This window comes from Phytobacter palmae (genome assembly GCF_039409775.1).
Classification (GTDB): domain Bacteria; phylum Pseudomonadota; class Gammaproteobacteria; order Enterobacterales; family Enterobacteriaceae; genus Phytobacter; species Phytobacter palmae.
Map to the genome: position 1 here is coordinate 547,931 of NZ_JBCIVJ010000001.1, position 19,311 is coordinate 567,241.

Consider the following 19,311-nt stretch of genomic DNA (forward strand, 5'->3'; position numbering starts at 1 on the left):
CTGATAAAACCTCTCTGACACGTGGAAAAAACACAATGAAAAGCTGGCTTGTAGCCCTACTTAGCGCGGCACTGATCTCTCCTCTGGCCGCATCGGCGGACAGCACTTATGTTTTCTTTCGTCACGGCGAAAAACCGGACAACAATAGCGGGCAGCTCACCTGCAAAGGGTTGAACCGGGCGCTGGCTCTTCCCTCGGTATTGCTCAAGCGCTACGGTAACCCGGATGCGCTGTATGCCTCTGCGCCAAAACAGAAAAAGACCGGCAGCTCCCTGCGCCCGCTAACGACCATCACGCCGCTGGCGATTCAGGTGTCCAAACCGGTGGTACTGCGTTTTCATGCAGATGACACCCGTGAACTGGTTTCCGCACTGCTGGCGCAGCAAAACCAGCCGCTGACATTTATCTCCTGGGAACACAAAAATCTGGTCACCGCTGCGCGAACTCTGATTACTCAAACCGGAGGCGATGCCTCACAGGTTCCTTCATGGCCATCTGCGGACTTTGATTCGATTTATGTTGTTCAGCTTGACGCGCAGCAGCATTTCAAATCCTTTACTCGTGATGCCGAAGGGCTGGATGGCGTCTCCAGCCAGTGTTCTTCCCCGGCGCAATAGTCGGGATAAAAGGAGTAGCGAGGGAAAGAATATCCTCGTTATTCCTTTTAAAATGCTGATGTTTCTTTTATAGGTACAATAATATGCGATAAAAATGGGCGAAAGCAGAAGAGTAGTGCTATTAATAATTCTATTTAAAAACAAGAAGACAATTCGGGATACAACAGCGCATTATCTTTAAATCAGCAGCATGAAAACGGCCCGTCTCCCGAGCTGAATACCAATACACCGGAGGGCCTGATTTAGTTTAAGGCAAAATAAATTTCGTGAGGAAAAATAGCCCCCCAAATATACATCTGGTATATATCGAAAAATAAAGCAAAGAGAGAAAATCCATTTTGCGACTTTAGCGCTGAGTCTTATCGGTATTCATAATGTAACCAGTAAAGACAGGGTGGTTAATTAATGCACAGAGCAATGCATAAATATATCGACACTTTCACTGATACCCTGCGCATTTTCTTTTTTGGGTTTCTCCTTGTTTTCTGCCATCCGGTACTGGCAGATGAACCACACATTGCATTAAGCGAATATTTTATTGAAACCTGGTCGACAAAAGACGGCCTGCCACACAATAGCATTAACGCCATCGCACAGACCCGGGAAGGTTATTTGTGGTTCGGCACCTGGGAAGGGTTCGCCCGTTACAACGGCAAAACCTTCCAGGTCTTCGAACGCGGCGGCGAAAGCGCAATGCCCGACTCCGGGACTCTGGCGTTCGTCGCCGGGCCAGACGGCAGCCTGCTGGTTGCAGGCGCACGCGGCGGCCTCTCTTCCTGGAAAGAGGGTGTCTGGACGCCCTATGCGGCGGCGCCGACGATGATTGGTTCCGCCATGCGCGACAGTAAAGGCAATCTGTGGGTTACCATGCCAGGAAAAGGCCTGCTGATGCGCCCCGCTGGTGAAACCCGTGCAACGCGGGATGTGCATATCATCGATAACGTCACCGCCAACAAAAGCGTGGAAGACGCGAACGGCATTATCTGGGCGGCGACCGACAACGGTCTGTATCAGGTGGTCGACAATAAAGCGACACTGGTGTCTCCCGCCAGCGGTTTACCGCAGGTTCGCGCCTTTAGTTTACTGGTCACAAACGATAATACCTTGCTGGTAGGCACCGAAGGCGGCGTCTGGAAGCGCGTCGGTGAAGGTTTTCAGCCACTACACCCGGAACTGACCAATGAAGTGGTCTCCACCATGATGCAGGATAAACGTGGAGATATCTGGTTCGGCACCATTAACCACGGCATCTTCCGCCTCAGTCCGGAGGGGCTGGAACATCTGAATATTGATAATGGTATTGTTCATAACCGTGTGCAAAGCATCCTGGAAGATCGGGAACAGAGCATCTGGATTGGCACCAACTCAGGATTAATTCGCCTGCGTCGTGCGCCGTTTATTACCGTTAGCACCCGCCAGGGGCTGAACGGCGACTATGTCCGCACCGTCATGACGCACTCGGATGGCAGTATCCTGGTAGGCACCAGTACGGGGCTAAACCGCATTAAGAATGGGCACGTCGAACAAATTAACTGGGATCAACACACGCAGCCTTCTGTGCTGAGTCTGGGCGAGGCCACGGACGGTAGCGTATGGGTCGGCACCTATACCGATGGCCTGCTGCACTGGAAAAATGGCCAGTTAACCCCGGTTTTACAGCAATCTGGTGGCCTGCCGGGCAACGAGGTTCGCGCCATTCTTACCGACCACCAGCAGAACCTGTGGATTGGTACGGCTTCCGGGTTGAGTGTCTTACGACCAAATGGCGCGCTCCATACCTACTCGGCAGACGATGGCCTTCCTGCCAGCTTTATTATGGCGTTGCAGGAAGACGAGCAGCGCCGCATTTGGGTGGGAACGGGGGTTGGAGTCTCCGTTTTCAATAACGGCAAATTTGAGCACATCAATATCTCTGCCATGGAGAATGCCGAATATGCTTTCGGCTTTTACAGCGAACCCGGCTATATGTGGATGACAACCGATCGGGGTTTGCTCCGCTATCGTAGCAGCGACGGCGCAATCGGTATGGTGGGGCGCAAAAATGGTCTGCCCATCGACAAACTGTTCCAGGTCATACCCGACAACATGGGTTACCTGTGGCTTAGCTCGAACCGCGGCATGATTCGGATAAACAAAGCCGAAGCCGTGGATGTTATTGAGGGCCGCAAGCAGCACATTGCTGTGACCACTTTCGGTGAAAGCGACGGCATGATCAGCGCGCAGGCCAATGGCGGCTCAATGCCCGCCGCCACGCGCGCTGGCGATGGCGGTATCTGGGTTGCGACCGCCCGCGGTGCGGTGATGGTTCACCCGGAACGACTAGGGGAATTTAGCAAGACGCGGTTAGCTGCGGTAGTGGAGTCGGTCGAGAGTAACACCACGCCGCTCAATAATGACTATACCTTCCCTGCCGGAACGACACGCATCCAGATTAACTATTCCGGTCTGGGCTACATTTTGCCAGAGCGGATTCGTTATCGCACCCGTCTGGAGGGCTTTGACCCGCAGTGGATCGATCGCGAAAACAATACGTCAGCGGAATATACCAACCTGCCGCCGGGGAATTACCGCTTCAACGTTTCCGCCAGTTACCCCAACGGGGAGTGGAATGGCACGAACACGGTTATCAACCTGCGTATTAAGCCGTTTTTCTGGCAGCGGCCACTCTTCCAGGCGCTGTTTGTGTTGTTGATTCTGCTGGCGCTGTTTGCGATCTTTCGCTGGCGTCTGAGGCAGGCACGCCGTAATGAAGAGCGTCTGCGAACGCTGATTGCCGCCAAGACGCTGGCCTTACAGGAGCAGGCTGAGGAGTTTGAACGGCAGGCTAAAGAGGATCAGTTAACCAGGCTGGCGAACCGTCGGGTCTTTGATAAACAGCTAATGCTCGGCTTCGACGATGCCCGTGCGCACGGTTATCCGCTGACGCTGGCGATCTTCGATATCGATCACTTTAAGCAGATAAATGACCGTTGGTCGCATGTGGTGGGCGATAAGGTTCTGCAAAGTATTGGGGACCTGCTGCGTAGCACCCAGCAGGATGCCAGGCTGAGCGCCCGCTGGGGCGGCGAGGAGTTCACTCTGCTGTTCCCTCATATGCCCATCGCGCAGGCCACGGCGATTTGCGAGTCGCTGCGCGTCACCTTATCGCAGAGGGATTATCGGCATATTGCCGAAGGGCTGCAGGTGACAGCGAGCTTTGGTCTGGCGGAATCGTCTTCTGCCAGTGACAGCAATGAGTTAATTAAACAGGCCGACCACGCGCTGTATATCGCTAAACAGACGGGCCGCAACAAAGTGGTGTGCTGGTCCGGCGAAGAGGATCTCGCATCCGGTCATTTCCAGATTTAGGTGGATGGCGTAATCCACAGCCAATTGAAACCCGACAGCGTTATTTCCTTTGCGGGAATAACGCTGTGTGAAAGCACACAACGATGCAGAAATACTATTCGCAAGCAGCCATAAGTTCGCCGGACTTATCAAAGGCAACGGAACATTTTTTTGCCCAAGCCGGGACAATTAACCCGACGGTCTGCTTCGTGTTCTTATAGCGGCATATAAAATAGAGCGATGTTTTATACTTTTTAGCCTCATCCTGATAATCAGGCAGCGTCCATACCGTCTCCCGGTCGTTATCCGGCATAAGATTAACGAAATCTTCTGGTGGCCCAACAAACAAACTGGCATCGTTTAAGGGGTGGGTTTTATCTTGCAGCGTTGGATGTGACGGACATAGCGTTGTGGTTGCCTGAGCCACTCCAATAGATAAAGACAATACCATTACCGACATAAAAAACTTATACCATGGCACGGTGGTAAACTCCGTCAAAGTGCGAATATCCCTTTATAATAACGGGTGGTGGCTGACATTCCTGATTTGTTCAGAGGCTTCGTTGAAGCAACTCTGCCCGCAGAAAAAACCCTGACAACCACCTCTCCATTTAACCTCCATCGCCACGGTGTTTTTTCCGTTTACGCCCGGGGTCACTCACAGCTCGCTAACACAGCGTCTTTCTTGCCATAATGGGCCGAGCATTTTTTTGCATCGGCAGGAACTTTAATTATTTCGGTTTTGTCTGTTCCTTTATAACGGCAGACCAGGAATAAAGAGGTGTTATGCTCTTTCACATAATCCTGATAATCTTTTAATGTCCATTCCCACGCATCAAGGGTGTCTGGCATTAAATCCGCTTTCTCTTCGGGAGGCCCCATAAAGAGACTGACGTAATTCATTGTGTATGTCTTATTATTTTCCTTTAACGTATCCGGACAATTTATTTTTTCGGCCTGAGCAATACCTGAAAACAAGAACATACTGGCGCTCAATAACAATAGGTTATTCCACGACATAATAGTTATCTCCATTGTTTTCAATGCGCGGCGTTTTTAAAAATTTAATGGTGCGTTCACTGACGGGCTTAGGAGCAACGACCAGACGTCCCTGGCTGTCGCGATGTCGCCCCACCCACTGATCCAACACTTTTATGCCTGATGCATCCTGTCCTAAATAAATAGCGGCGTGGGAACTCCCATCAGTATGGTTGCCATAGCGGCCATCCGGGTCAAACGTGGCTATCGCCGTACCGGGCGCAATGGTCATATTGCCTTTCACTAATACACCCCGTTTCCAGGCAACTGTGCGCGGCATGTTCGCCGCTTTTTGTGTGTATGCCACACATTGACCATTACCCACAGACTGACCGACATACGCTAATGGTGTTTTTGCGATATATGCCATGAAGTTACATCCGTCGAAGTTGAGAGATGACATTCTGCACCGAATGTAAAGTTATGCAAATAGAGGATAATGGCGGATTTTAAATTAAGAAAATTCCTGGATGGGAAGAGTATGTATTATATATTCATCAATATGTTAAGTACCTAAAACGATATACCATCCTTTTGCGTAATAGCTATACGGGTTAATCGCATCTCGCAAAGAAGGAAGTAAAAGGCGATCCTGACCATCGCCTTTATATCGGCTTTATAACAGTGCGTGAGAGATCTCTTTAATCGCTTTCATGCCGGAACCAAAACGCATGATGGCGTCCCGATGTTTTTCCAGCTCGCTGTAGGGTAACCAGGCCATATTCAAATCAGTGATACGACTGAACGCCGGACGCTTTAATTGTCCCCTGATATCATTCTCACGGCTATCAGGCGCCACCAGAAAGAGCTCAGTTGAGACAGACATATCATTGCCGTTGAGCGCTAAATCCAGCATACGGCAGATCCCCGAGTAAATTGACGTTGAGTGTTCCACTTCAAAAGCCGCGACAATCTGCTCGCTCTTTGGTGCCAGCCACAGAACATCAATCAGGCGTGTCGCCTCAGCACCTTTAGCTGACTGGATGCTTTCCGGAAGCGTTTTTAAACACCCCGTAGACAAGGCAATACCCTGATGAAGGCGTTTATGATCGTTGGCGGCAATCCACACGTCATACCCTAACGCTTTGCCAATATCACGCAACCACGCCTGAATTTCGGTGTGAGTACGTTCATTTTCACCATCCTGAATCTGCGCTTTGCTGGGTGTCGCGAGTGGCCGTACTGCCTCAAGGTATACATTCCAGTCCATGTCGGCAGTCGGCGAGTCATCCAGAGGTGGTGCCGGATAGCGGCCTGATCCAATATCAAAAAGTAACCCGCCAATAGCGCCCAAATCATTTGACAACATATCGCGGTATTTCTCATTCAGATCGAGGATTCCCTGACGCATAGCAAGAAAATGCGGCCAACTGCCCAGCTTAACTTTCGCACCTGTAAGCGCGTTGTAACCGTTAACTATCGCAGTATTGAAGGGAGGGATATGCGTTGGGTGAAGAAAATAGAGCAAGTTGGCAACAGCCGGCCCCAGCCCTTTAATTTTCAATGCATCAAGGTTATTGATGTGCTCCAGAATATCGTCCACACGCACCGCACAGGAACACTGATGTAAAAGCCTGGCAAACGCCTTCTGATTAGCGCTATTTTCATAAATATCAGGAATACGCAGTTTCGGTTTCCACAGAAAAGCGTGGTCGGCGCCTTTGAAGATCTGCTTCTGCTCCGCAATGGAGTGAACAATCGTCTCCAGCGAAGATCCCCGATAGGCAACACCAAATTTTTCCTGCTCAATTTCATCCACCACCACCGCAATACCACTGCGGATCGAGCGAAAATTTTTCAGTCTTTTTTCCCACAAAAACCATGTCTGATACGTGGCCCCGGGATCGTTGCGCCAGCGCTGAATTAAACGCTGGATTCTGTCTTTATCCGTTGACTTAGGTTGCAGAACATCATTTGCCATAACCATAACCAGTTTGTCTTTAATTATCATTGAGAGGATGGTGTGACCCATTGAAATGGGTAATAAGACGTGCTCTGACATTCAACTGCGGCATGACATTGCGGTGATTGATGTCCATCAATCTTTTGCAGGGGGGCGTAAAATAATCTGAGCCTGCCCTCTCCTTATAAAAAGGCTATCAATGACAGGCTCAGCGTCGGACAACGGAGATTACAGAGTGGATTTTTTGTCTGTCTTCGCTGGCGCGTTCTGTTTTGTCGGTGCGCCCAGCGTGTGCTTAAACCAGGCGACAACATGGTCAATCACCTGCGGCTGATACCAGTGAATATCGCCATGCTCCGCCCCCTCGACCAGGACATATTCAGCGGTGTCATTTTTGGCTTTCAGCGCCTGATACAGTTGCGCACTTTGCTGCGGAGAAACCAGCGTATCCGCGCTGCCGTGCATAATTAAAAACGGCGGTTCATGGCCGGAAATATGGCCCATTGGGCTTGCGGCGAGCGCTTTTTTCGGGTCGCTGTCGATAGTCGCCCCGGCAAATGTGCGAAACGCCGTACCATGGACCAGTAATGCTTCGGTCACCGCCGCAGAGCGATGCACCTGCTGTATCTGTTCCGGGAAACCTTCGCCAATATTGAGCAAATTCGAGATGCCATAAATCGTGGCGACACCCTGAACGTCAGATGACTGCCCGGGATAATCTCCTTTGTCATACTCTTTTTCGCCATTGGTGGTGCCCAGCATTTGCGCCAGCCATCCTCCGGCGGAATCGCCCAGCACGGCAATACGGGCAGGATCGATGTTGTACTCTTTGGCATGTGCCCTGAGGTAACGTACGGCCGTTTTCCCGTCAACCAGAGGAGCCGGGAATTTATCCGGTATCACACGATATTCGGCAGCAGCAACCACATAACCTGCATTCGCCAGCGCCATACGCATCGCAATGTATTTATCGTGATTGGCAGTCATAAAACCACCGCCTGGGAAGTAGACAATCGCCGGTTTCAGATCATTATTGCGCGGCACCAACAGTGACATCCTGAGCTGCCTGATCGCTACGCCATCTTTTACCTGCGAATAAATCACGTTGCTGAATAAATCGATTTGATCCTGCGACGGCGTGAATTTCATTATCTTTGCGCCCTCGGTTGATCCGGGTAAGGGGTTAGCCATGGAAACAGCGGATGACAACAGCATACAGCCCGCCAGAATAAGGGAAGTTGATTTCATAATATCCTTCTTGTGTAGGGTAATTTTTCCCGATCCTGACGCAGGATATCATTCGAATTAACCGATGAATAATGCAAGAAGTTGATGTAATTGATGCAAAAATCCGATGAGTTGCGCGTGAGATTTTCTGGCGCGGATGATTTTACAACCAGATGCTTAGTGTAACGAACCAAGCTTCATATTTACGGGCTCAATGAGGTTCAGAAAGGCCAGCCTGGTTGCAGTGCAAGATAACTGTCGACCATCTGGCGATAAACGAGGCGAAAAAGTAATTACACCTGATCCCGTCAGCCTGCGAATAATCCGATTTACGCAGCAATCTCGCCCCGAAAACGTTGCAGGGAACAACTATGTAGTGGAGTAAGGTAATAATGGTAGGTTGCGTGGTTTTTCTGTCCTCAACTGTATAAATAACGAAATCCACAACACGAAAAAAACCATGCTATTACGTCGAAAAATAGCGAGACGGGTCAGATTACAACAATTCATTGTTGTCGGAGCATTACAAAGGGACGTATGTAGATAAACCTTTGAAAAAATCATATACAAGTAATAATTTGATCCCGTAGAGTATCACAAAAGTCACAAAATTTGTGTGGACCCAGACCTTTATGGACGTAAAACTGCAACCTATGATGGAAAGAGAGATGCGCGATAAAATGACCACTCAACGGTGGTCGTTCTTTTTTCTGAGCTTAACATTAGCGGCTCTATTCATTCCAATGCTCCACCATAACTTATGGGGAGGCGATGATTGGGGACCACATTTATTACGCATGCAAGCTCTCAATGCACAGCTTGACCATCAACAATTTCCTCCCCTTTTTGACTACTGGACAGAAAATCAGTACGGTTTATCGTGGGGAGCATTTTATCCCCCACTGAGTACTTTATTACTTTTTATAAGCAGAATTTTTCTGTTTGGCTTTGAAAATAATGCGCTACAGATGAAACTCACCCTGGGATCAATTATTCTAATCTCAGCATTTTCAGCATACTATTCAACTAAACGGGAGTTTTCCTCCACAACTGCTGGCAATATCAGCGCAACACTTTTTATTAGCTCAAGTTATTTCTTATGTAATTATTTCCAAAGATTTGCTGTTGGGGAATGTCTCGCAATGGCATTCATGCCATTGCTTATAAGGGGGTGCAATGCATTATTAACAGGTGATAAAGATCGAAAACTGATTCCTTTATCCTGCACATTAATACTATTATCAAACATCCCCAGCTTCATCGTTGTGTTAATTTTCTTTTTCATATTTTCGTTGATAAATATTAAAAAAATCATTACACGAGAAAACATTGTTTTTCTGGCAAAATCAGCTCTGGTTAGTCTAATAATTTCCAGCTTTTACTGGTTGCCACTGCTTTATCATATGCATTACTCTGATATCTTTGCATTCACCAAAATGCAGAAATCTTATGAGTTTATAAATCAAACCAGGGTTAATATTCTGCATGTATTATTTGCCACGAAAAATACAAGTGGAACGATTGGATATAGCTTATTTCTAAGTCCTGGAATTTTACTTATCGCCTTATGTTTTATTGCACTATTCACTGATAAAGAGCGCACATCAAGATCTATGCTGCTGATCGCTGGCATTCTTATATTAATGCTATGCCCTGTTTTCTCATGGAACTGGATACCAGAAAAAATATCCTTATTACAGCTAATACAGTTCTCCTGGAGATTATTGAGTTGCATCACTGCAATCCTCTCTCTTTATGCTGTACTACCTGTGTTGCAATGGATGAATAAGTCAAAAAGCTGGCTAATTATTTTACCTATGCTCATCGCATTGCAAATCATATTCCCGATTCACGGTGCAATTTTTTCCACGCCGCCAGAATATAGTTCAAATATTTTATACCGTGACTATGTAAACAATAATATTAAATTCCCAATAACTCATGAATCACTCAACGAAGCAGGATCCTTTGTTATTGAAAAACCGAATGGTTTTAAGAATGGATATCCTTATTTTAACGTTGAAGCAGAAAAATCGACTACCCTGACCCTACCTTATATTATGTATTCTGGTTATTATGTTATGATTGATAACAAAAAAACACAGCCAATATATTTAGATAGTGGCTTTATAGGCGCGAACGTAGAAAAAGGTATGCATACCATCACTCTGGGATATGATAAAAATATTTATATCATCCCTGGGTTAATTAGTTTAACGATGCTTTTAATTATTATCATTTCAGAAAGTCGATTATATATACGACGACACCGCTAAAAATCTTTAGACGGCCACGCATAGTGATTTTTCGTTGTTCATCACTCGCGTGGCACTACAAAAAAAGTTCAGCATGGCTCGAAGGTTGCGCAGAAAATACACATGTCGTTTGCGAATAAGCCCATCTGATCGCCAGATATCTTCTGCTTTGAGAGTAAAAATAATATCAAAGCAGAAGATACCTGGCAGAGCGGGAATAAGGCCGTTATTTTTTACCTGTCCAATATGGGCTTAAAGCGTAATGCTATCGCCATCAACAGGATGACGCCTGCACTCATAATGAGCCACGCGTTAGTCAATGACGCACCGCTGTCACGTACGATACCGGCGATTAATGGCATCAGCGCCGCAATGAGATATCCGCCGCCCTGCACCCGTGACAGTAATTTCCCTGCCTCGGCCGGCGTTCGCGCGTGATCAAATGTCACGATGAGTGATAGCGGGAACAGCGCGCCAATACCGCTACCGAGTAGCAATGTTGACACAACTGGCGTGGTGCCCGGAAAAAATACAAGACACATCAGCCCTGCCAACAGCATCAATAACACGATGAGCAGCGGAACACGGCGGTCAGGAAATCGCGTTATCAGGGCTGAAATGGCAAAGCCAGCCGCAACTTCGGTTAACGTAAGCCAGGCGAGCATATACCCGCTGCTGCGTGCGCTCCAACCCGCCTGGATATAGAGCGGCGGAAGCCACGCCAGAACCAGGGTATAGGCGCCAGTCCCTATGCCAAAAAACACCAGTAACAACCACGTCCGGGATGACGATAAGGTAACCTCTGCGGACACCGCTTTTCCTGCCTGGCGGTGCCTGGCCCATAACAGCCAAAATATCAGGGCAAAAAGCGCTAACAAACCGGCTATTGCCAGCGTAGGCTTTAGATCAAGTCGGGTAAATAAAGGCTCGGCTGTGGCGGCAGCCAGCGCCGCGCCAGCCATAATACCGGTGCTAAACAGCGACATAAAAGTGCTGGCCGATTGCGTATATTCCTTTTTTATAAGGGCTGGCATTAACGCCTGGATCATGCCAATACTGGCTCCACCTGCTAAAGCCGTGCTCATAAGCCCCGTGAGTGACGTGCTAAACCCCCTAAATAAACAGGCGAAAAGCAGGATCGAAAGCCCTGCCGTAATACCCAGAACTGCACCGGTCCTGGCTAAAAGCCATGGCCCACTGAGCGCAACCAGCCCCATCATTGCTACCGGCAGAGTGGTTAGCAGGCTGAATTCTGTGGCAGATAACCCTGCTTCACGCTGTAAAATCGGAAATAACGGCCCGATGGAAGCCAGAATGGGGCGAAGATTCAACCCGATCAAAAAGGCGATAAATGCGAACATTAAGGGCGAAGAGGCAATACGTTTCAAAACAATCTCCTTATAGGCATCTGTTTGCTCCAACAAAAAAATGCCGCGAGCATTTATCTTAACATTAAGATAAATGCAGTCCTTGTGTAAGATGGACCGCACAACTCGATAAATAACCCTGATAAAGGTACGAACATGCATGACCATTTAGACTTCGTTGTCAGCCAGTGGGAGAGCGCAATGCCCGAACTGGACGCCTCTTCAATGAAAATTTTTGGCCGGATGTTGAGGGTAATGAAGCATCTGGGAAAGATGCGCGCCCAGGCGCTTGAGCCGTTCGGCTTTCGGGATGGAGAATTTGACGTTCTTGCCACTTTGCGCCGCTCCGGTGCGCCTTATTGCCTTTCGCCAACACAGCTATATAAATCACTGCTGGTCACTTCCGGCGCGATGACAAATCGTCTTAATCATCTGGAAGAGCAAGGGCTTATTGAGCGAATTAATGATCCCGATGACAAACGCAGCACGCTGGTCAGTCTGACATCCTACGGGCGAGAGCGTATCGAACAAGCGTTGACCGTCCACACTGAAACGCAAAACGCGATACTGGCCAACTTATCCGACGCTCAGCGACAGCAGCTTGAATCACTATTAAAGGATCTGTTACTGACATTTCCGGACTGAGATTGCGGGGGTGATTGCGGTGCTCGCTAATATCAATAAGGCCGGGTACACATCAAAGGCCATCCACTCTCTCAGGCGGTGAAGCGATATTTCATGTGCCGATATCTCTACACAGCGGGAACCACATTAAGGTACTGGGGACATCGCACGCGATCGAATCAGAATGTCTCTCTGATACACGCGTTATGAAAGCCTTTATTTAAAATTGAGTCTGCCGGAAGATCTTTTAATGTAACTGGTACAAATGAGGGGCGAAATTATCTCCCGGGCAACCAGTAAGAAAGAGTGTTAATGAAAGTGACAGTAATATTTTTCTCACCCGGGGAAGACTCTTAAAACTGTTCTATATTTATCTGACAAAGAACGGAAAAAATTCAAAAGAGGTGCCTGATTAACTCCAGGCCTTTCCCCTTAGAAAATTAGCCCACCAGACGTTTTCTTCTCAGGGTTAATATATGATCTGCCAGTATGTCAACCTTACGCATAAGATCAATGTAATGTCCATTTAGAGCCGATCCGGGTGTTAACTGTGGATTTTCCTCAAATGATTCTGCGGCTCTGTTTTCCAGACCCGCTGAGTTCTCCTCTTTTTCATAACTCAATACTTCACCAGACTGGTAGCGTTCAATAGCGCCTGTATTATACTTCAAAGCAGATTTTAAATAATACACAGAAGAAATTAGTTCAGAAGAAACAAGTTTGTTTTTGAGTGCAGAAAGTAAAGGATATATTTCACTTTTGGGTAAATCAGAGCCAAACTTTGTGTAATCTATGACTAACTTTAACGATGACTTATTATTCCCTAATGCTTTTATATATTTTAGAATAGAAGATGACAATGCAGATATTCCAGCATCCATATCTAAAATGCGACCACCTTCAAAGAATAAATCATGCGCATTCTCTGAGAGATTAATCCAGGCCTGCATATTCTCTTTCTCAGGATGGCTTCCCCTGGTCAAAAGAGATTCATTGCCAAGATAAAACTCAAAATATGGCGTGTATGTATTCAAGCTTCCTTTTCGTTGCTTAATATTAGTATCGCGCCCGCCAAGATGTTCATATAATTCATGAGCAGCTTTCGATCCCGACGAGAACAAATGACGCCTCATTATTTCACCATTTACATTTATATCTTCGGTTGTTTTACTGTGATTTATTTTTCTATAATGCCTCCCATTCAAAACAGTATTTATTTTTTGCTCTGACAGCAGAGTACTTACATGAACGAGCTCTTCCCAGAGATCAGATTCTCTAATGATGAAATTGTCATGCTCGCTTTCTTCTTCTTTTTTAAAAAACTTGCGATGCTTATTTAATATCCCGAGTATTTTTTCATGGCCCTTCTCAACACATTGTTTCAGCCTGGCGATCAGGTCTTCCATCTCACTTAGATGGTTTGCCCTTCTCACTTTTAACTGACTTTCATCAACCGCGTGCACCTTCAGTACCTTTAAGTCAGGGCTGCCGAAATTCTTGTAAACCTCCATCTTGTCACTTACCAGGCTTACAAGATTTTGCAGGTGAACATACATTGCGGTACTGATGCCCTCACCCAAAGAAAGGCGTGTACCTTCGGCTTCACCAACCTCGGCGTTCCAAGAGGTTTTACTACGCTCACTAAAACCAAACGAGCCGATATTTGAAAATGAATCGATGAATGGTTTTAATTCCTTATTGGGGGATTGTGCAATACGCTCTTGCAATCCAGCTTCGTCTACCGGAAGAGTAACTGCAAATTTTGTAGGCGGTACATATTTTTCAGGCAACATATAAGCCACTTCAGGAACATCTTTTTCCGCTGTGTCTGTCTCGACCGGAGTATTAAGACCTGTTTTACCCGCGCTCCTGATTTCCCTCAACAGGCGTATCATATTCTCCGAAAAGATATCTTCAAACGGTCAACTATACGGTGAAACATGGCCGGTAAATCTAAACTGAGGCCGCCCTCCCCCTAAACTTGTGCGAAAATTATGCAAGGCGAGATTAATAGCCAACTGTTGATACTCCGGTCGTTTTTCTACTAATCGGGCAAGAATTTCCCCTTGTGATTTATAGTCCCCTAATTTCTTAACTGAAACATATCGACGACTTAAACTACCCTTTTCGTAAAGACCTGATTCCTTTCCAGCTAAATGACTCTCCTGCTCTCCATCGGATTCGTCAGTAACCTCAACATTATCAGAAAGCCAATCCTTTTCTGGAACCAGAGAAAATTCCTTCATAAGACTATTCATTAATTCCGCTCTATACTTTTTATCACTTTTACTATTTTGTTTTATTTGAAAATCTTTCCAGGCATTATTGAGATTAGCCATTGCCAACTCATCACCCTTAAATTCCGAGGCAAATTGTATTCTTAATGAAGAAGGATCCTGCGCATTAAGGAATGCATTTTTCAGGTTCTGCCGTCTTTTGAAGATTTGTTGCTTTTCTCTATTTTTTTGCTTTCTTTTATCTTTTTTATTCAACTGGATGACTGTTGAACCTGGTTGCTGTGGGGATATGACTGATGGCCGATTATCAGCCAGGACGACACCACGCGTACCTTGTTTTTTCTTTTGCATCACAGAATTAGCAACAGAGATATGTTTATTTGTTTTTGGTTTCTCTGCTTTTGCATACATACCGCAACCTCCTGACTTTCCTTTAGGTGAATCGGTGTCGACATTGGCTTGTATGAACATTACACATGCATGGAAAAAACGAGTTTACCCGGTCCGTATACAACGAATCCATTATAGCATGGCAATCCAGTGGTTAAATTTTCTTCAACTGACTATGGCTGTACTGATCATAGCCCTTTGTCACGGGATGCTCGTCCGCAATCGTTTATTACCAGGGCTGAAGACGAAGAACGCAGGCTGGATATGGTGAAGTTTATTCATCCAACTCATTGCTTGCGCTTGACCCTGCTCGGGCGCTTAACACTTTCAGGCTCAAGTCGCTGAATTAAGCCTACATAGCGTTAATGAATAAACGCAATCAATCCCTAATGCACGATAGCGATTCGAGCCAGTTCACCCGGTCGGTAGACTCAGATCAACACAGTGAAACGTAACCCCGGTATAACCCTCGGCGTTCAAATCGACTCAGAAATTCAGGTAAGGTATTAATTTAGATGGTGCGATAATAGGAGTCGAACCTACGACCTTCGCATTACGAATCAGAAGCACCACATGTAACTGCATGTTTTAACGAGCATTGACCGCATTCACACAGCCAATGCTAATGGCACATAAAGAAAGAGAATGTATAGTAACTTCTAGTGTATGTCACATTTATGGCACAACTGAATCACAACAAGTTACATGATCGGACAGTCGTCGAACTCACTCGTCCGCGTGTCGTTGATGGTGTACGCTTCCAAAACTACCTCTTTGCATGCTGCTCCATCTGGCGCTGCACACCCAAAAGCAACGTATGCGTTAACGCAAACCAATAGTGATGATAGAATGATGCCTTCGCACTTAATAATTTAAGTTAAATTTTTTGAATAACGGAATGAAAATACTCATGCACAAGAATAATTTTTTTGACACGCTCCGGCAAATGACCGCGTTGCTTGTTATTTTTAGTCATCATCATGTTTTTTATAGGTGCTCCTGAAGGCCAATTCTCGGTTTTGTTTCGCCTGGCGGGTTGAGCGTATTAATATTTTTTCAATCTCTGGGTTTCTTGTCATATAGTCATATCTTCGCACTGGTGGATATATTGGCTTTAAGAAAAAGCGTGTAAGAAGGATTTTCCGGCACTGACAATGTGCGCATTTCTGATGGTCTTTTTTTCTCGCCCCCTTTTATAAAGACAATGTATTCAATTATATTTCCAGCAAAGAAGCAACATCAACATTTCAAGAATTGCTTTCCTGTTGTCTGGTAATATCACTAGCATTGTTGATAGTTATAAATTTATCGGACCTATCAACGGAACGTTGTGGGCGCTTTCCATAGAGTTCATGTGTTACATTCTGATTGATGCATTTCTTTCAATTAATAAATCCTGGAAGACGCCATTAATAATATTGCTTGCACTATGTGTCCTGAACGTGTTACTCGGTGAGGCTGAAAAACGCTTTCATTGTACAGCATTAACACAGGATGGATTATTTCATTTGGGCTGTGTTTCTCACTCGGTTCTTTAATGTCAATGACTATTGAATCATGCAACCATCCAAAAACAAAATTATTAATATCAACTATTTTTTTGTCATTGTTTTACATATTATATGGAAGCAAAGAGATATTAATAGTAGGTTATTTATCGATTACATTTACAACTTTAGCGCTCGGAGTTAACGTTAAAGATTTTATTGTGAAAGGCAGGTTTGATATCTCTCACAGGATTTATATTTGTGGTTGACCTGTTTAGCAGATAGTGGCAAAAAATTTAATCCTGGCTTCTATACATCAATGTTGCTGTCAATAATTATAACCATAATGCTTGCGACAGCTGAATGGCTTTTAATTGAGAAGCCATTTACGTGCAAATCAAGAGCGATTAGCAAGTAAATAAGTATGGGCGCTTGTGCGCCCATTTCATTATGATGCGTATACCGTATTGTTTCCCAAATCCAAATCCTGCGTTCCGTTAAGCGAAACCGATGCTGACGGAGCAGTGCCTGCATAGATAACAATGTAATTTCCCGAACCACAAGCCAGCCACAGCGTATTGGATTTGCTAATTTTTTTCGTTGTTTGCAACTATGTGTCAATTTTGTGGCACATTCTTGTCACATGCATTCTCTCTTCCTTTATTTGCTTCGAATCACATGAAAGGTGAATCCTCGAACCCACTCAGCCATCGTCATTAATGACGTAAGCCATGATCCCGCTTCGTGTCGTTATCCTCAACAGGAAGCGGATGTCAGTTATTATGCTTTAGTGGTTGATACGTATTGCATTTGGGTATCCAACAATCGCCCCATCCAAAGATGCTCCGCTGAGTTCAATATTTATAAAGTCACCGGCACGCCATGCTCGCATAACTTTACGTGTTTCTCCATTAGAAAACGTCACATAATCGCCTTCTTTGATATTAATACCAGACGAACTCATAAGAAAGAATCCAGGCATGGATCTGCTAATTCCGTTTAACCAGTTTTGATCAGTAAAGTTCAGAAGCTTAACAATACGTTCCCCATATGAAGATGGGAACCACTCATTAGACTCATCAATTATTTTTTTTGCGGCACATGATTTGATATTTATCCCAGTAATATCACCTGTGGGCCTTAAAGGAAGAGTTCTGGAGTCATTAGTGTCGCCATTTATATAAGCAGGAAAATTAAAGACGGATTTGTTTTTATCAATCGCCACATAACCGCCAGCACCTATAGCATTGTTAAGGTTATTTTTAATCATATAGAACCCTAACCCTTTCGCTTTTGATAGGTCATATGTTATGGATACTTCATAATAACCTTGCTTCGCATCATTCAAATATACAGTATTATTAACTACAGAACATGTTTGTTCTTCCCATGTTTTGGGCGCATCCTTTACCCACATATCTGTGTTAATAAACCTTTGCTCAAGGCGATAATTTTTTAAAATATAGCCATAGAAGTCCCAGTTGGAGCTAAGCAACCAGTTAAGCCATCCCCCGGCAGTATATGGATTCACTGTAATTGCAACATCTGCATTTTTGAGAGACTCATTGAAAAGCATTCTTTTTTTACCAAGGGCGTGAATGATCGCGTCAGTTGGCGCATCAGAAAAAAGATTGTTATACGCGCTAAAAAGCCCCCAGTAATCCTCTACTACCTTTTTATCTTTTGCATCTTGATTAAGATATGTACGCCACTCTACAGGAACATAACCGCCAAGCTTATCGGAAAAAAAATAGCCATGTTTTACTTTTGCATCTTTTATTTTTTGACTTGTAACACCTGCCGTGAATAATAAAACAACAGAACCAATAAATATTACATAAAGTGGAACATATTTATAATGAGCGTCAAATAAAGGAAAACGATTCCTTAGGTTAAGTAAGTGAATGCATAAATTTAGAACATAAATCACGCACAAGCAGTAACACCAAAAATTGTACGCATTAGCGTATTCATAATCAATATGCCCTCCAACTGCTGATATTATTGCCCCGAGCAGCAGAGAAATCCCTATAGAGAGCTGAAAAATGTGCTTTATATTTTTACTTTTTAAATATAAAACAACACAAAATGGCAAAGCGAATAATTTCCATCCTATAGCGGGAATTAAGAAGTTGTTAATTAGATCTGGAAAAGAAAACACATGGTTATAGTCAGACCACGGTCCAAAATACCAACCCTGATCAGATGCAATGTCTATGTTATACTTTATCATTGAAATGACATGTCCAAACGTCATTGCCGCTGATAACAACACATACCATATTACGCACATAGACCCAAAACTAAAAAATGTTTTTATATTTAATGAATTTTGACGCTTAAGGCAAAAAATATACAGCAGACCACTAATCATGGCCGTTGGATAACCGAAATCATTGCTCCATGATAACGCAACGCCACATATAAAAGAAGCAGCAAAAATTTGCCTTTTAATATCTGTCAATTTATTTACTATAATAAAAATAAATACAAATGCGGCAGGCGATATTAAAGCTCTGAGCGGCCTAAGGCTATTTCCCGGGGTCACCCTCTCAAATAAAACAATATTTAACGTATCAAAAGTACAAATTATAAAGAAAGAACAAAACAGGGAGAAAATCACTGAGATCACTGCATTTGAATTTCTTGAGAAATAGCAAAATGCAAATAATGAAAACGACAATCCAAAGAAAACCATAAAGTGTGCTGCAAATACTGATGCGCTCATATCGCCACCAGCAAGCAAAAATATAGGATATAGAACCCATGTTATAAGCAGCCCAAGGTACGGAAAAAAATCTTTTCCTGGTATATATCCTTCATTTATCCTGTAAAGACC

At 45.0% G+C, this 19,311-nt stretch carries 13 protein-coding genes; 4 read left to right on the top strand and 9 right to left on the bottom strand.

Annotated elements, in window-relative coordinates; translation table 11 throughout:
• The first annotated feature begins 35 nt into the window (after positions 1–35).
• On the top strand, positions 36–617 hold the full coding sequence (locus AAIG39_RS02620) for a histidine phosphatase family protein (protein WP_343193128.1): 582 nt from the start codon (positions 36–38) through the stop codon (positions 615–617).
• A 405-nt stretch (positions 618–1,022) separates the two neighbouring features.
• Positions 1,023–3,965, top strand: coding sequence for a ligand-binding sensor domain-containing diguanylate cyclase (locus AAIG39_RS02625; RefSeq protein ID WP_343193129.1), 2,943 nt, complete (start codon positions 1,023–1,025; stop codon positions 3,963–3,965).
• 94 nt (positions 3,966–4,059) lie between these two features.
• On the opposite strand, the gene AAIG39_RS02630 is transcribed toward AAIG39_RS02625, so the two are convergent.
• The 5 genes from AAIG39_RS02630 to AAIG39_RS02650 all read right to left on the bottom strand — a co-directional run bounded on the left by AAIG39_RS02630 (position 4,060) and on the right by AAIG39_RS02650 (position 8,133).
• Complete coding sequence (locus tag AAIG39_RS02630; protein ID WP_343193130.1) at positions 4,060–4,443, bottom strand: STY0301 family protein; 384 nt, start codon at positions 4,441–4,443, stop codon at positions 4,060–4,062.
• Between the two features lie 155 nt (positions 4,444–4,598).
• Positions 4,599–4,964 carry an STY0301 family protein gene (locus AAIG39_RS02635; RefSeq protein WP_343193131.1) on the bottom strand — a complete coding sequence of 122 codons (366 nt, stop codon included), beginning with the start codon at positions 4,962–4,964 and terminating at the stop codon, positions 4,599–4,601.
• Positions 4,951–5,352, bottom strand: a complete 402-nt coding sequence (locus AAIG39_RS02640; protein WP_090082834.1) for a BPSL0067 family protein — start codon at positions 5,350–5,352, stop codon at positions 4,951–4,953. Before AAIG39_RS02640 ends, AAIG39_RS02635 begins: the two co-directional genes overlap by 14 nt.
• Positions 5,353–5,598: 246 nt before the next feature.
• Entirely contained in the window at positions 5,599–6,903 is a 1,305-nt protein-coding gene (locus AAIG39_RS02645) for a type II restriction endonuclease (RefSeq protein WP_249572710.1), read from the bottom strand.
• A gap of 210 nt (positions 6,904–7,113) precedes the next feature.
• Positions 7,114–8,133, bottom strand: a complete 1,020-nt coding sequence (locus AAIG39_RS02650; protein WP_343193132.1) for an alpha/beta hydrolase fold domain-containing protein — start codon at positions 8,131–8,133, stop codon at positions 7,114–7,116.
• Positions 8,134–8,744: 611 nt separating this feature from the next.
• Here AAIG39_RS02650 and AAIG39_RS02655 point away from each other — a divergent pair.
• Positions 8,745–10,388, top strand: a complete 1,644-nt coding sequence (locus tag AAIG39_RS02655) for a hypothetical protein (protein ID WP_343193133.1) — start codon at positions 8,745–8,747, stop codon at positions 10,386–10,388.
• Between the two features lie 212 nt (positions 10,389–10,600).
• Here AAIG39_RS02655 and AAIG39_RS02660 read toward each other — a convergent pair whose 3' ends face one another.
• The gene (locus tag AAIG39_RS02660; RefSeq protein ID WP_343193134.1) at positions 10,601–11,755 is read right to left on the bottom strand and encodes an MFS transporter; all 1,155 of its coding nucleotides are present in this window, start codon (positions 11,753–11,755) and stop codon (positions 10,601–10,603) included.
• A 135-nt stretch (positions 11,756–11,890) separates the two neighbouring features.
• Between AAIG39_RS02660 and AAIG39_RS02665 the strand changes: the two genes are divergently transcribed.
• A complete protein-coding gene (locus AAIG39_RS02665; RefSeq protein ID WP_343193135.1) occupies positions 11,891–12,379 on the top strand; it encodes a MarR family winged helix-turn-helix transcriptional regulator in 489 nt (162 codons plus the stop codon).
• A gap of 419 nt (positions 12,380–12,798) precedes the next feature.
• On the opposite strand, the gene AAIG39_RS02670 is transcribed toward AAIG39_RS02665, so the two are convergent.
• The 3 genes from AAIG39_RS02670 to AAIG39_RS02680 all read right to left on the bottom strand — a co-directional run.
• Positions 12,799–14,253 carry a hypothetical protein gene (locus tag AAIG39_RS02670; RefSeq protein ID WP_343193136.1) on the bottom strand — a complete coding sequence of 485 codons (1,455 nt, stop codon included), beginning with the start codon at positions 14,251–14,253 and terminating at the stop codon, positions 12,799–12,801.
• Positions 14,254–14,280: 27 nt separating this feature from the next.
• Positions 14,281–15,006 carry a hypothetical protein gene (locus AAIG39_RS02675; protein WP_343193137.1) on the bottom strand — a complete coding sequence of 242 codons (726 nt, stop codon included), beginning with the start codon at positions 15,004–15,006 and terminating at the stop codon, positions 14,281–14,283.
• A 2,253-nt stretch (positions 15,007–17,259) separates the two neighbouring features.
• Positions 17,260–19,311 (bottom strand): hypothetical protein (locus tag AAIG39_RS02680; RefSeq protein WP_343193138.1); only part of this gene is annotated, 2,052 nt, incomplete at its 5' end.